General features: G+C 59.4%; 12 protein-coding genes. 2 read left to right on the top strand and 10 right to left on the bottom strand.

The window, feature by feature from the left end:
• From AB4P97_RS25130 to dibA, 9 genes are all read right to left on the bottom strand, one after another.
• On the bottom strand, positions 1–2211 hold the full coding sequence (locus AB4P97_RS25130) for a GMC family oxidoreductase (protein ID WP_150593798.1): 2211 nt from the start codon (positions 2209–2211) through the stop codon (positions 1–3).
• Positions 2208–2720, bottom strand: a complete 513-nt coding sequence (locus AB4P97_RS25125) for a sorbitol dehydrogenase (protein ID WP_042557080.1) — start codon at positions 2718–2720, stop codon at positions 2208–2210. The genes AB4P97_RS25130 and AB4P97_RS25125 overlap by 4 nt, the downstream gene beginning before the upstream one ends.
• A complete protein-coding gene (locus AB4P97_RS25120) occupies positions 2717–4084 on the bottom strand; it encodes a hypothetical protein (RefSeq protein WP_042557079.1) in 1368 nt (455 codons plus the stop codon). Before AB4P97_RS25120 ends, AB4P97_RS25125 begins: the two co-directional genes overlap by 4 nt.
• A 248-nt stretch (positions 4085–4332) precedes the next feature.
• The gene (locus tag AB4P97_RS25115; protein ID WP_042557078.1) at positions 4333–5322 is read right to left on the bottom strand and encodes a sulfate/molybdate ABC transporter ATP-binding protein; all 990 of its coding nucleotides are present in this window, start codon (positions 5320–5322) and stop codon (positions 4333–4335) included.
• 3 nt (positions 5323–5325) lie between these two features.
• Positions 5326–6198 (bottom strand): sulfate ABC transporter permease subunit CysW, encoded by an 873-nt coding sequence (cysW, locus tag AB4P97_RS25110; protein ID WP_042557077.1) that lies wholly within the window; start codon positions 6196–6198, stop codon positions 5326–5328.
• 12 nt (positions 6199–6210) lie between these two features.
• Complete coding sequence (gene cysT, locus AB4P97_RS25105) at positions 6211–7029, bottom strand: sulfate ABC transporter permease subunit CysT (RefSeq protein WP_042557076.1); 819 nt, start codon at positions 7027–7029, stop codon at positions 6211–6213.
• A gap of 152 nt (positions 7030–7181) precedes the next feature.
• Complete coding sequence (locus AB4P97_RS25100; protein ID WP_042557075.1) at positions 7182–8195, bottom strand: sulfate ABC transporter substrate-binding protein; 1014 nt, start codon at positions 8193–8195, stop codon at positions 7182–7184.
• 148 nt (positions 8196–8343) lie between these two features.
• Positions 8344–8526 (bottom strand): sulfur starvation response protein OscA, encoded by a 183-nt coding sequence (gene oscA, locus AB4P97_RS25095; RefSeq protein ID WP_003220508.1) that lies wholly within the window; start codon positions 8524–8526, stop codon positions 8344–8346.
• Positions 8527–8730: 204 nt separating this feature from the next.
• On the bottom strand, positions 8731–10650 hold the full coding sequence (gene dibA, locus AB4P97_RS25090) for a phosphodiesterase DibA (protein ID WP_042557074.1): 1920 nt from the start codon (positions 10648–10650) through the stop codon (positions 8731–8733).
• 146 nt (positions 10651–10796) lie between these two features.
• Here dibA and desA point away from each other — a divergent pair, with 146 nt between their 5' ends.
• The gene (gene desA / locus AB4P97_RS25085; RefSeq protein WP_042557073.1) at positions 10797–11981 is read left to right on the top strand and encodes a delta-9 fatty acid desaturase DesA; all 1185 of its coding nucleotides are present in this window, start codon (positions 10797–10799) and stop codon (positions 11979–11981) included.
• Positions 11982–12207: 226 nt separating this feature from the next.
• Positions 12208–13197: a sensor domain-containing diguanylate cyclase gene (locus tag AB4P97_RS25080; RefSeq protein WP_047299264.1), complete on the top strand. Its 990-nt coding sequence runs from the start codon at positions 12208–12210 to the stop codon at positions 13195–13197.
• Between the two features lie 133 nt (positions 13198–13330).
• On the opposite strand, the gene AB4P97_RS25075 is transcribed toward AB4P97_RS25080, so the two are convergent.
• Positions 13331–14542, bottom strand: a complete 1212-nt coding sequence (locus AB4P97_RS25075) for a response regulator (protein ID WP_042557071.1) — start codon at positions 14540–14542, stop codon at positions 13331–13333.
• Positions 14543–14675: the final 133 nt, after the last annotated feature.

The following is a 14675-nucleotide window of genomic DNA, read 5'->3' as shown; positions in this document are numbered from 1 at the left end:
TCACAATGTGCCGAACGTCACCTGCACCGTCAACGCACCCTGATTGTCTGCAAGCCCGACGCCATAGCGACCCTCCAGATCGTCGTTGATGCACAGCTGCAATTCGCCTTGCTGCCCCGCCGGAATCTGCGCCAGATCACCGATCAGAAACGGCGCCCCCGTACTGCTGATCCGACCGATCAACGCCCCCTCATTGGCGCCCGGCAAGGTGTAGCCGGGTTTGGCGGTCAGGCCCGCGCTACCATTGCCGTCAACCATGCCGCCCGCCGGGCTGGCGAACCAGTGACCACTGAGATACCGCACCAGGCGCGGACTCGGCCCGTTGATCTGCACGCCCGTGCCCTGCCAGGGCTGATTGGCTTGAACCTGCACCATGGCGGTTTTCAGGTCATTGGCCAGGGTGTCGCCGGCCTGAATCGACAACGCCGCAATGGTCAGGCTCGGGTTTGAAGTGCCGGTGCTGGGGAACACACCGTCGCCCACCAGGAACAGGTTTTTGTGGTCCCAACTGCGCTGATCCTTGTCGACCACCGATTTCAACGGGTTATCGCCCATGCGGTAAGTGCCCATCAGGTGGCCGGCGCCCTGGAAGCTGTAATCCACGTCCTTGTAGTTGAATTTTCCGGGCGGCAACGGCTTGGTCAACTCGGTGGCGCCGAGCAGCTCGGTGATGATGTGCGTGGCGAGGATTTTCGCCTGGCGGAAACCCTCCTTGGTGTAATTGGACAAGTCGTAGTGAATTTCTGGCCGCGGGATGCCCAAGCGATCCTTGTACTGCGTTGACGGCACGATGTAGCAATTGGCGTTATCCGGATCGTCCTCGACCTGTTCTACAAGAAAACCGATGCGGAACTGACGAGTCAGCAAGTCGTTGAGTTTCTGCACCAGTGCCGTCCCATACAACACTTGCTGCGGGCCCTCGGCCGGTGGCAATGGATTGGTGGCGCTGCCGTTGGTGCCATCGATCAGATCGGCAACTGTGACGTAGGGATCGCCCACCGGCCAGTTGAAGCCTTCGTTGCCAATCTCGATCCGCCACGCAGCACGCTGACTGCGAAAGGCACCGTCGCGCAGGCTTTCAATGCCTGCGGTGGAAACCGGTCCGCGATAAGGGAACACCGCTTTACCTTCCGGCATCAGGCCCCAGGCCAGATAGATCGGATGGTCCGCCAGGCTGCGTCCGACCTGACCGCTGCTGTTGGCCACGCCTTTGGGCCACGCGGGGCTGGTGGAATTGAGCAACAGCTTCGGCGTCTCAATGGCATGGGCCGCGATCACATAACGCTGGCCGACCGCAACGCCCGTGCCGGTCGGCGGGCCGTCGCCCAGTTGATACTGGATAAACTCGATGCCGCTGATGGACTTGTCCGCCGCCACCGTGACTTTGCTTGCCACGGTTTTGTAGAGCACCCGCACATTGCCGGTATTCAGCGCGTTGTTCATGGTCACCGTGGCGTCGTACTTGGCCTGGATCGGGCAAATCGGTGTGCAGTTGGTGTTGCCGGCGCACACACGACGACCCGCATAGGGCTGCGAGTTGCGCCCAGCTGGTGTCGGGCTGACCACCAGTGGCAGGCCGTCGAACGATTGACCCTGAACCGCCGCGACAAAACTGCCATCGACCAGTGATAGCGGAATGCTGGTCATCGGGAATTGATAGCCGTCCGGGAAGGTCATGCCCAGATACGCCTGGTCCGCCACATTGGCCGCCACGCCAATTTCCGCTTCGGCACGACAGTAAGCGCTTTGCAGATCGTTGTAGCTGATCGGCCAGTCGACACCGACGCCGTACAGCGATTTCAGGCGGAAGTCGTTGGGCACCATGCGCAGGCAGGTCGCGACCCAGTGCCAGGTGGTGCCGCCGCCGACCCGTTCGTAAGTGCTGGTAAACGCCAGTGGCCCCTTTTGCACCAGGTAGCTGACGGCAGGATTGTCCCACCCCAGAATCAGGTCGGCGATGGTTGCACGCGGCGCATTCTGCTCGGCCGGATTGCGCGGTGTGTCCAGCGTGCTGACCGGTGGATACGGCGATTCGGGAGTCTTCAAGGTCGCGGTATAGAAGCGTTCAAGGTACTGATTTCGGTTGGCCGGAATCTCCGGCCCGGACTCCAGCACCAATACTTTCACTCCGGCCAGTCCCAACTGATAGGCGATGATACTGCCCGCCAGACCGGCGCCGACGATCACCACATCTGCTTGTTCGGTACTCATGACGACGCTCCTTGTTGTCCGCTTGCAGGCACCCCGGTGAAGTCTTCAAGGCTGGGCGGCACTTCGTTCCAGTAACCGAAGAAGGACTCGCTGTAACCCATGGGGTGCGCCTGGGCAATTCTCCATGCCCAGCTCTGGGTGTAGGCCTGATCGGAGACCACCATCTGATCCCCCGCCTTGTTGCTGCCGACGGTGTACGGCTGATACCAGACGCCCAACAGCCAGAGTTTCATGATCGACCGGGCGGCTTGCGCCGTTTGCGTGGTAGCCGGTTGCGTGCCGTTCATCAACACCGCTTGGGCGATCTGGTCCGGCGGCACTTTATCCGCCAGCAACGTCGCGTATTGTTTCAGTAACGCCTGCATTACCGCAGGGGTGATGCGCGGCCCGATGAAGGTCAGGAACTGCGTTGGCAGGTCGATCGGGTCCACGGAGGGAGCGATGAACGTTAGTGGGATACCGGTCAGGGCCGAAGACAGACCGGCGAAGTTGTCCAGATCGATGCTCATGGCTGACTCCTTGTCGCGCCAGTCGATTGTGCGCGTTCGAGCAAGTAAGTGAAGTCCGCGAAACTGGTGCGCGGCGACTCGGTGACATGGGTGGCGGCGTTACCGTGGCAAGCAATGCAACTGGAGGACGCTTGTGGCACGGTGCCCTGGATGTAGGTTTCCAGCGTAGCGTTGGCGAGGAACGAAGGCGCCGGACGGCCCAAAGGTTCGGTTTTCGAGATCTGGCACGGTGGCTGCGGCGTCAGGGTCGGCCACTGCGTACTGATCAACTCATAGTTGGCCCACACACTCTTCGGGTTCACCGTACGCAGCAGCGTCTGATAGGTGCTGTTGAGGGTTCGGGTCGCCGGCGTCAGCGAGGTCTCGCGAACGATCTGCGAAGGCGTGGCCTTGATTGCCGGATTCCATGGCCGTGGCGGTGGCTGGTTGATTTCCGCCTGGCTGTTGGCGTTGTAGAACAGATACGGACCTTTTCGCTCGGCCACGGGTGTGGATTGCTCCGGCACGTTATCGACGTGTTCAAACGTCGACCAGACCCACTGCGGCGCACTGCTGGTCTTGTGCACGATGTGCAAGCCCACCAACCCCACCGGTTCGGCCTTGCATGACTCTGGCACCACGGGGCCTTTGCTCGGGTCGCTGTTGCCCGGCGTGTATACCAGCGCATCGACGGTGTGGAATTTCTCCCGTTGATCATTGCCGTCGAGCACTTTCCACGACGCCTTGACCATCAGCGAACCAACCTGACTGGTGTCATTGTTGCCGCAACTGAACGCCACCGTATTCTTCGGGTCGGCCGCAAAAAATGCCTGCTGGCCCTGAATGCTGTACAGACCGTTGTTGACGATGTCGTTGAACATCGGCTGGTTGACCACGATTTCGTTACGCGTATAAACCCCGCTCTGATCCACCAGCGGCCCGCTCTGAAACGGCTGGATAAACTCATCGAGCACATCCGGCACCTTGCCCATCTGTTGCAGCAAACGCCCGGAACCGAGGCCCTCGCAGGCTTTCGGAATAGTCGCCGGTGCGTTCCAGGGATTGGGCGTCTGCCCTTTGGCGAGGAAAATCTGATAGCTCTCTTTCCAGCTTTCCCAGACCGTCGCACCGTCCTGCTGGCCGATCGGTGTGCCGGTGTTCGGATCGCCGTTATCCAGCGCCGGCCAGTTCAAGGCGATAAACGTCTGCCACGACATTTCATCGAAGTTTTGTTGCAGGCTGGTCAGGGAAAACGGCGGGGTCGCCGTGACATCGAAAGGTATTTGCGTTGACAGCGTGGGGTCGGCGTTGGCCAGTGGACTAAGCATTGCGCCGAACAGCGCGCAACCGAGCCACGGCGCGGGCCGGTGGACTTCCGTTCTCATCGTTATCTCCTTGGCATCAGGGTCCAGGAGATACGCCGGTCCGTCATGGACTCTTCACCGCGCCTCCTGGCACAGCATGGAGATTAGGCAAAGAACGGGACACGGTTGGTGGAGCCGTTAGACCAAATTGAGTTAAGACCAATAGCCATATGACATCATTCGCGCAGGCGCCACGGCACGCTGCGATCCGTGGTCCTGATTACAAGAATCAAGCTCAAAGGATCGCAGCGCCTACAAGGTCTTTTGCGTCAGAGGCTGGCGACTTTCTGCCAGACCTTCGGCTTGAAGAACAACGTCTCACCCTTGGCCAAACCGATCAGGCTGTCGTGATCTTTCACCACCTCGGCCTCGATCAAATCAGTCTGCCCCTCTACCTTCAGCGTCACCCGCGTGGTCGCGCCCAGCGGCCGGATATCACGCACCTCGGCGGCATGGTGATCTTCCAGCTCATGCCTGGACAACGACACTTCGTGCGGACGGAACAGCACGTGATTGTCGTCGCTTAACAGCAAGCGGTTCGAATCACCAAGGAAGTGATAAACGAAATCGCTGGCCGGGTTTTCGTAGACATCACCCGGCGAGCCGATCTGCTCGATCACACCCTTGTTCATCACCACGATGCGGTCGGCGACTTCCATCGCTTCTTCCTGGTCGTGGGTCACGAACACCGAGGTCAGGTTGATGTCTTCGTGCAGACGCGCCAGCCAGCGGCGCAGCTCTTTACGCACCTTGGCATCGAGGGCACCGAACGGTTCGTCGAGCAGCAGCACTTTCGGCTCAACCGCCAAGGCACGGGCCAGGGCGATACGTTGGCGCTGACCACCGGACAGTTGCTCCGGGTAGCGATCCGACAGCCAATCCAGTTGCACCATGTTCAACAACTCATGAACCTTGGCCGCGATCTGGCTTTCGTTCGGGCGCTGGTTTTTCGGCTTCATGCGCAGGCCGAAGGCGACGTTGTCGAACACGGTCATGTGGCGGAACAGCGCGTAGTGCTGGAACACAAAACCGACGTTGCGATCACGCACGTCGTGGCCGGAAACGTCTTCACCGTGGAAGACGATGTTGCCCTGATCCGGGGTTTCCAGACCGGCAATAATGCGCAGCAAGGTGGTTTTGCCGCAGCCCGACGGGCCCAGCAGCGCTACCAGTTCACCGCTGTGGATGTCCAGGCTGATGTTGTCCAGCGCCTTGAACGCATTGAAATTCTTGCTGACGTTACGCACTTCGATCGACATGAATTATTCCTCCGCGGCGCTGGCGCGCAGGCGGTTGATACGGTTTTCGCTCCACTGCTTGAGCAGCAGGATGAAGAGCGCCAGGATCAGCAACAGGCTCGCCACGGCGAACGCGGCCACGTGGTTGTATTCGTTGTAGAGGATCTCGACGTGCAACGGCAAGGTGTTGGTCACCCCGCGAATATGCCCGGAAACCACCGACACCGCACCGAACTCCCCCATGGCCCGCGCGGTACACAGCACCACGCCATAAATCAGGCCCCACTTGATGTTGGGCACGGTGACGTGCCAGAACATCTGCCAGCCATTGGCGCCGAGCAGACGTGCCGCTTCCTCTTCCTGAGTGCCTTGTTCCTGCATCAGCGGGATCAGCTCGCGAGCCACAAATGGCACGGTGACGAAAATCGTCGCCAGCACGATGCCCGGCAGGGCGAAAACGATCTGAATGTCGTGATCCTGCAACCACGGCCCGAAGAAGCCCTGGGCGCCGAACATCAACACATAGACCAGACCTGCGATCACCGGCGATACCGAGAACGGCAGGTCGATCAGCGTCACCAGCATGCTCTTGCCGCGGAACGAGTACTTGCTCACGCACCACGCGGCGCTGACCCCGAACACCAGGTTCAGCGGTACCGAAATCAGCACGGCGAACACGGTGAGCTTCAGTGCCGAGAGTGCATCCGGCTCAAAGATCGCGGTGAAGAATGCGCCGAGGCCGTTCTTCAAACCTTGCGACACCACAATGAACAACGGCAGTAACAGAAACAGGAAAAAGATCAGCCAGCCAAGGCCAATCAGGATTCTGCGCGATGTGGCACTGCCACGGCGTGCAGCGTTGGCCGAGGAAGCGGCCGCAATAGACGATTGGGACATGTTCGCGCCTCCTTATGGGGTTTCGATGCGCCGCTGCAGCAGGTTGATCAGCAGCAACAGGACAAAGGAAACCACCAGCATCAGTACGCCGATGGCCGTGGCGCCGGTGTAATCGTACTGGTCGAGTTTGACCATGATCAGCAGCGGCAGGATCTCGGTTTTCATCGGCATGTTGCCGGCGATGAAAATCACCGAACCGTACTCGCCGACACCACGGGCAAAGGCCAGGGCAAAACCGGTCAGCCAGGCGGGCAGCAATGCCGGCACCAGGATGTGGCGGAACACCTGCCATGGCTTCGCGCCGAGGCATGCTGCGGCTTCTTCGACTTCACGGGGAATGTCGGCCAGCACCGGTTGCACCGTACGCACTACGAACGGCAGCGTCACAAACGTCAGCGCGAGGGTGATGCCCAGCGGGGTATAAGCGATTTTGAAACCGAGGTCTGCGGCGAACTGCCCGACCAGACCGGCCGGCGCATACAGTGCGGTCAGCGCAATACCGGCTACCGCCGTTGGTAGGGCGAACGGCAGATCGATCATCGCGTCGATCACCTTGCGCCCGGGGAAGGTGTAGCGCACCAGCACCCACGCCAGCAATGTGCCGATGATGCCGTTGATGATCGCAGCGCACAGCGCGGTGCCGAAACTCAACTTCAAGGCTGCCAGCACGCGGGGGGCGGAAATGATCGTCCAGAACTGATCCCAGGTGAGCTGCGAGGCGTGGACGAACATCGCCGCCAGCGGGATAAGCACAATCAGACTGAGGTACACCAAGGTGTAACCCAGCGTCAGCCCGAAGCCGGGTATGACGGGGGAGATACGACGCGACATAAAAGTCCCTGGTTAAAAACGCATCAATGTGGGAGCGAGCCTGCTCGCGAAGAGGAAGTATCAGTCAACATTCCTGTCGCCTGTAACACTGCCTTCGAGCAGGCTCGCTCCCACATGTCATGTGCCCAAACATCAGGCTGGTTAGAGTGAGATTACTGCGCCTGATAAATCTGGTCGAACACGCCACCATCGTTGAAGAATTTCGGTTGCGCGGTTTTCCAGCCGCCGAAGTCTTTGTCGATGGTCACCAGTTCCAGTTTCGGGAACTGCTGGGCGTACTTGGCGGCCACGTCCTTGTCACGTGGACGATAGAAGTTCTTCGCAGCGATTTCCTGACCGGCAGGGCTGTACAGGTGCTTGAGGTAGGCTTCGGCGATCTGCTCGTTGCCCTTCTTCTGGGCATTTTTGTCGACCACGGCCACCGGTGGTTCAGCCAGGATCGACAACGAAGGCACGACGATGTCGAACTTGTCGGCGCCGCCGTCTTCCTTCAGCGCCAGGAACGCTTCGTTTTCCCAGGCCAGCAACACGTCACCCTGACCGTTGTTGACGAAAGTGATGGTCGAGCCGCGAGCGCCGGTGTCGAGAATCGGCACGTGCTTGAACAGGGTCTGCACGTACTCTTTAGCTTTTTCTTCGCTGCCGCCATTGGCTTTCAGGCCGTAGGCCCAGGCCGCGAGGAAGTTCCAGCGCGCACCGCCGGAGGTTTTCGGGTTCGGGGTGATCACCGAGACGTCGTTCTTGACCAGATCGCCCCAGTCCTTGATGCCTTTCGGGTTGCCCTTACGCACCAGGAACACGATGGTCGAGGTGTACGGCGTACTCGCTTCCGGCAGACGCTTCTGCCAGTCGGCGGGCAGGGTCTTGCCGAGTTTGGCGATTTCGTCGATGTCACCGGCCAGGGCCAGGGTTACGACGTCGGCACGCAGGCCATCGATCACGGCGCGGCCCTGCTTGCCCGAACCACCATGGGATTGCTGGATTTTCACGGTGTCGCCGGCATGGTCCTTCTGCCAGAACTTGATGAATTCGGCGTTGTAGTCCTGATACAGCTCGCGCGTCGGGTCATACGACACATTGAGCAGTTCGTAATCCTTGGCAACCGCGGAACCGGCAAACACAGCGCTGGCCAGGGCGGCCAAAGCGTAACGGCGAATCGACGACATGGTGAAAGCTCCTGGAATTCTGGGTGGTGGCTTTTTCTTATGTACTGCTGGAATCGGGTCCCGCTGAAAGATCGCCGCCTTCGCCAGCTCCTGCACACAGCCCCCTGTAGGAGCTGCCGAAAGCTCGGGCCGCGATCGGACGATCTTTTTAGCTCGGCTTGTTGCCCGGCTGCTGCAAACGGAATTTCTCTTTGCGTTCGATCTGGACCACTTGAGCGTTGTGCACAGTGATCTCCACCGCGCCGAAACGCAGATCGCGCAGGGCGCTCTGGATTTCACGCAAAATCGTGGTTTCGTCCTGACCGTCAACACTGCGAAGGGATGCGCTCATGGTGCTGCTCCTTTGAATGGAATATGCCTGGCAGTGGGCGGCACTGCGTTCGGCGTGGGAGCAATATAAGAGAGACGCGGATATTCTTAAAAAGACTATTTAAGAATGTTTATATAACCAGAAAAAACTATAGATACAGATATGGGCTGGTTTGCTGTAGAAGCAAAAAGATCGTCCTATCCCGATCGGACGATCTTTTGATCCTCAAGCAATTAACGGGGCCCGCGCCCAATCTATTTCCAGCGCAGGCACCGGCCGCCCAAACCAATATCCCTGCCCGAGATCGCATTCCTGCTCCAGCAAAAACGCCGCCTGTTCAACCTGCTCGATTCCTTCGGCATGCACCTGCATGCCCATACTCCGCGCCAGCGCGATGATCACCCGGACGATCGCTATGTCATCCTCATCCCACGGCAAACCGGCGACAAATCCCTGATCAATCTTGAGCTTTTGCACCGGCAAGCGCTTGAGCCGCAGCAACGACGAATAGCCGGTGCCGAAATCATCGATCGCCAGGCGAACACCCAATTCACGCAAGCGATGCATTTGCTCCAGCGCCACCTCCGGATCGTCCATCACCGCGCTTTCGGTCACTTCCAGTTCCAGATACGCCGGATCCAGCCCGGTCTCGCGCAGCACTTGCGCCACCTGTTGGTACAGTTCGCGCCGGGCAAACAACCGCGACGACACATTCACCGCCACAAACGACAGCTCCCTCCCGGCCTGCTGCCACTGGCACATCTGCCGGCAAGCCTGCTGCATCACCCAGGCATCGATGTCGACGATCAACCCGGTGCGCTCGGCAATAGGTATGAATTCGGCCGGCGACACCAGCCCCCGCAGCGGATGCTGCCAACGCACCAAGGCTTCAACGCCGATCAGACGACCGGTTTTAAGGTCATGCACCGGTTGGTAATAAACCCGCAACTCCTGTTGCTCCAGCGCACGGCGCAGTTCGAAGGCAATTTCGACCCGTTGCTGGGCGTGAGCGGTGAGCTCTTCGGTGTACAAGGCATAACCGTTGCGCCCGCTGCTCTTGGCCTTGAACAGCGCCGCGTCGGCGTTGCGCAACAACTGGTCGGCGCTCAGCGCATCGCTGGGGAACAGGCTGATGCCGACGCTGGCGTTGATGAATAACTCATCGCCGTCGATACCGACCGGCTCCTTCAGGGCATCGAGAATACGCTGAGCGAATGCCGCCGCCTGGCCGGGCTGTGGACAACTTTCTGCCAACACCGCGAATTCGTCCCCCCCCAGTCGCGCCACGGTGACGCCGGGTCCAAACAGCTCCTGCAAACGGATCGCCACCGCTTTGAGCAAACGATCGCCAACGTTGTGGCCGAGGCTGTCGTTGATCATCTTGAAGTGATCCAGATCGAGCAACAGCAGCGCACAGCCGCGCTTGTGGGCCTGCGCCGACGCCAGGGCCTGTTCGGTACGATCGCTGAATAACAGACGGTTGGGCAGATCGGTCAGCGGATCGTGGTGGGCAAGGTGCTGAAGCTCATGCTCGGAATGCTTGATCGCACTGATATCGGAAAACACCGCTACGAAATGACTGATCCGGCCCTGGTCATCATGAATGACGCGGATGGTTTGCCATTGGGGATAAATCTCCCCGCTTTTGCGGCGGTTCCAGATCTCGCCGCTCCACTCGCCTTGCGATTCCAGCGTAGCGAACATCGCCTGATAGAAGCCCGGCGGATGATGGCCGGACTTGAACAGACTGGGTTGTTGGCCGAGCACTTCTTCGCGCAGATAACCGGTGATCTCGATGAACGCACGATTGACGTGCACGATCAGCCCCTGATGGTTGGTGACCAACACGCCTTCGCGAGTGCAGTCGAACACAGCCGCTGCTTGCCGCAAGCGCTCACGATCAGCGTGACGTTCACGCAACCTCGCACCTATCCCGAGACACTCATACAACCGCGCCCGCGCCAGAAAAATCAGACCGGCACTGACCGCCGCGAAGACATAACCGTTGATCAGTTGCCATCGTGCGAGTTGGACCGAGTTATCGAAGAAATTGTTTAATAAATAACCAGTACCTTGCAGCCAGACCGCCGCGAGTACGAGATAGAGCAGCGCTGCACGCAAGGCATCGCGATAAGTGGCAGACATTCGGCCGTCCATGTCCCTACAAAAAAGTGGGATTATAGGTCAAGAAACATCCAGCTAACTCTTATCTGAAAGCGCGACTGGTTTTATCTGTGTGCTTAGTGATAATGCATCGGCTGTTTTTATCTTTATCGAGGGCCCTATAGCCTATGTGGTACGAAGGTTTTCTTGGCTTGTCGGCCTGGTCTCTGGTCGCGGTCACCCTGCTGATGACCCACGTGACGATTGTCGGCGTCACGGTCTATCTGCACCGCTACTCGGCCCATCGCTCCCTGGAGCTGAATGCCGGTCTGAAGCACTTTTTCCGTTTCTGGCTGTGGCTGACCACGGCGCAGAACACCCGCGAGTGGACCGCCATCCACCGCAAGCACCACGCCAAATGCGAAACCGAAGATGACCCGCACAGCCCGGTCATCAAGGGTTTGTCCACGGTATTGCGTACCGGCGCGGAGCTGTACCGCGCCGAAGCGCAGAACCCGGAAACCCTGCGCATCTACGGCAAGAACTGCCCCGAGGACTGGATCGAGCGCAACGTCTACAGCCGTTACCCGCTGCTGGGCGTGGCAATCATGGGCGTCATCGACCTGCTGCTGTTCGGCACCATCGGCATCACCATCTGGGCGATCCAGATGATGTGGATCCCGGTGTGGGCCGCCGGCGTCATCAACGGTCTGGGCCATGCGGTCGGTTATCGCAACTTCGAATGCCGCGACGCGGCAACCAATCTGGTGCCTTGGGGCATCCTGATCGGCGGCGAAGAACTGCACAACAACCATCACACCTACCCGAACTCGGCCAAGCTGTCGGTGAAGAAATGGGAATTCGACCTCGGCTGGGCGTGGATCAAAGTCTTCAGTTTTCTGCGTCTGGCCAAGGTTCAGCGTGTAGCCCCAATTGCCCATCGCGTTGAAGGCAAGGGCAATCTGGACATGGACACCGCCATGGCGATCCTCAACAACCGCTTCCAGATCATGGCCCAGTACCGCAAATTGGTCATTGGCCCGCTGGTCAAGCAGGAGCTGGACAAAGTCGATCACTCGGTGCGTCACCAGTTCCATCGAGCCAAACGCCTGCTCTCGCGGGAAACCAGCCTGCTGGAAGATCGCCACCACGCGCGCATCCAGAGCATGCTCGAGCACAGCCACGCGTTGAAGGTCATTTACGAAAAACGCTTGGCCCTGCAGCAGATCTGGGTGAAGACCAGCTCCAATGGCCACGACATGCTCGCCGCCATCAAAGAGTGGATCCACGAAGCCGAGGCCAGCGGAATTCAATCCCTGCGCGAGTTCGCCGACCAGCTGAAAACCTACTCGTTGCGCCCAGCCACAGCCTGATCGGCTGCCCATGTGGATCGGGGATCTATCCCCGATCGGTGGCGACACCACCGCAAATCTGACGGCGCGTTTGCATTGGTCAAGCGCGTCGTCATTACCGCCTAGCAGAACCCCACTACCGTTGGGAACTTCGCCGAAAATCCCCTATCTCAAAGACTTCGCCATTCCGGCGGGCTTAGGTGTGGCCGTTGTTGTCAACGCGGCACGCCCTCTGAGAATTGTGCCGATGGTCAATAACAACCAAAAAGACTCATCCCTCCCGCAGTGGCCCGAGGCCGCGCAAACACTCATGGCATTAATGCACGCCCAGGGCGAAGTCGCTCGTCTGAGCGAACGCGAACAACTGTTCAGCTCGCTGCTGGTCAGCGTCAACGCTGTGCTCTGGGCATTCAACTGGGAAACCCGTCAGGTGCTGTACGTCAGCCCGGCCTATGAGCGGATTTTCGGTCGTTCGGCAGGGCTTCTGCTGGCTGATTACAACCAGTGGCGCGACAGCATCTATCCCGACGATCTGGATTACGCTGAACGCAGCCTCGCCGAAGTCCTGCACAAAGGCGCAGTGGAAGATCGCGAGTACCGGATCATCGCCGCTGACGGGCAGGTGCGCTGGCTCAGCGACAAATGCTTCATCAATCGTCAGGACGAGCCCGGGCAACCGGTGATCATCGTCGGCATCGCCGAAGACATCACCGATAAGAAGCAGATGGAAACCGAACTGCAACGCCTGGCCACCACCGATGTGCTGACCCAGAGCAGCAACCGCCGGCACTTTTTCGAATGCGCCAATCGCGAGTTCGAAGAGGCGCGGCTGCAAGGCTCGCCGCTGGCGTTTCTGCTGTTGGATATCGATGACTTCAAAATCATCAACGACACCTACGGCCACCCTCAAGGCGACAGCGTGCTGCAAGCCATTGCCGAATGTGGCCGCGCCTCGTTGCGACGGGGAGATTTGTTCGGGCGAATAGGCGGTGAAGAATTTGCCGCGGTGTTCCCGGGCTGCGCCCCTGACATGGCCTTGCAAGTCGCCGAGCGGCTGCAACAGGAGATTCAGCGTTTGAGCTTCAGCCAGGACGGCCAGACGTTCGGCATCACCGTCAGCCAGGGCCTGACGAGCCTGACCGAAAGCGACGAAAGCCTCGACAGCCTCTTCGCCCGAGCAGATGCGGCGATGTATGAAGCCAAGCGTCAGGGCAAGAACCGGATTATTTCTGCATAGCTTTTATTTGAATACGCCACAAAACCTGTGGGAGCTGGCTTGCCAGCGATAAGGCCAGCACATTCAACAAAAATGTTGCCTGCCCCCGACGCCATCGCGGGCAAGCCCGCTTCCACAGGGATCTGTAACCAGGCTATTTGCGCATCCGCATCAACTCTGGCAAACCGATCTTGAGCAACCGCGCGGTCCGGCTCTTCGCCAACGCCTCGATACCTTCATGCTCGGTCAGGTGAGCCATCTGCGCCGCCATGTTCATCACCAGCGCCTCGCGGGAATAAACCCCACCGCCGAGCTGGTAGACCGAGGCAATCAACTCACGCAACTCCAGCGGCAGTCGCCAGCGAGTGCGTAGCGCCGAACCGTAGGCCGCGCCAAATTGCGCCAACGCTTCACCCACTTCCTCAAAATCGTCCAGCTCACCGCCCGCCTGTTTCCATTCTTGCAAACAGCGCAGCAAAGCCAGATCACCGAGACGATGCAGTATGCCCGCGCAATAGCAGCGCTCCTGATCCAGATCGAGCAACCGCGCCAGCGTGCGCGCGTATTCAGCGGTGTGCAGCGACAGGTTCCAATAACGTTCGGCGTAGTCCGCCAGACAGGGATCGCTAAGCCGGGCGCTGCGTTTGAGCGCCAGCCCCAGAATAAGATTCATGCTCTGGCCCGTGCCAAGCCGCTGCAGTGCCTGCGCCAGAGTTTGCACCGGTGCGCCATGGTGTTGCCCGGCGCTGTTGGCCGCCGCAATCAGTACCGCGGTAATCTGCGGATCGGTACGGAATTCCTGTTGCAGCTGCGTCAGATCGAGACCGCCGGGATTGAGGCTGCGCTTGACCGCTACCTGCACATCCATCATCAACGGCGCGCCGTCGGCCTGCTCACGGCGTCGCTCAAGGAACACCGACAAGGTCATGCCAGGCGCCAGTACTGGCACTTCACAGAACACTTCTTCCCCGGCATTCAACAGCAAACCCTGCAAACGCTCGGTCAGGCTTTCCATGTTCAGGGGTTTGGTCAGGTACGCCGTCGGCGCCAGCAGTATGGCCTCACGCACGCTGGCACTGTCGTTGCGGCTGCTCATCAAAATGAACGGCAGCGGCGGATTACGTTTGCGCTGACGCACACTGCGCAGCACATTCAAACCATCGACGCCTGGCAGTTCCCAATCGACGATAGCAAGGTCATACGGCACTTCACTGAGCATCGATATCGCTTGTTTGCCATCGGCACACAGATCCAGCCGCGCATCACAACGCACGCTCAGCAACACTTGTTCGAGCAGGTCCCGGGACCACGGATCAGCCTCGGCAATCAGCACTCGGGGTACGGCGGGTAAATCAACGGCAGTCATGCACGCTCTCCCTTGCAATACTTGAACCTTAGCCAATGATGGCCATTCGATACAGCGCTAAAACAGCCGATGTGGTTCAGGGGCATAAAAAAACCCGCCGAAGCGGGTTTTTTGTCGATCAGGTCACACCGGG

Source organism: Pseudomonas sp. A1230 (assembly GCF_044218825.1).
In the GTDB taxonomy this organism is placed as follows: Bacteria; Pseudomonadota; Gammaproteobacteria; order Pseudomonadales; family Pseudomonadaceae; genus Aquipseudomonas; species Aquipseudomonas iridis.
The sequence above is the reverse complement of the archived record's forward strand: the minus strand, read 5'-3'. Positions and strand labels throughout refer to the sequence as shown.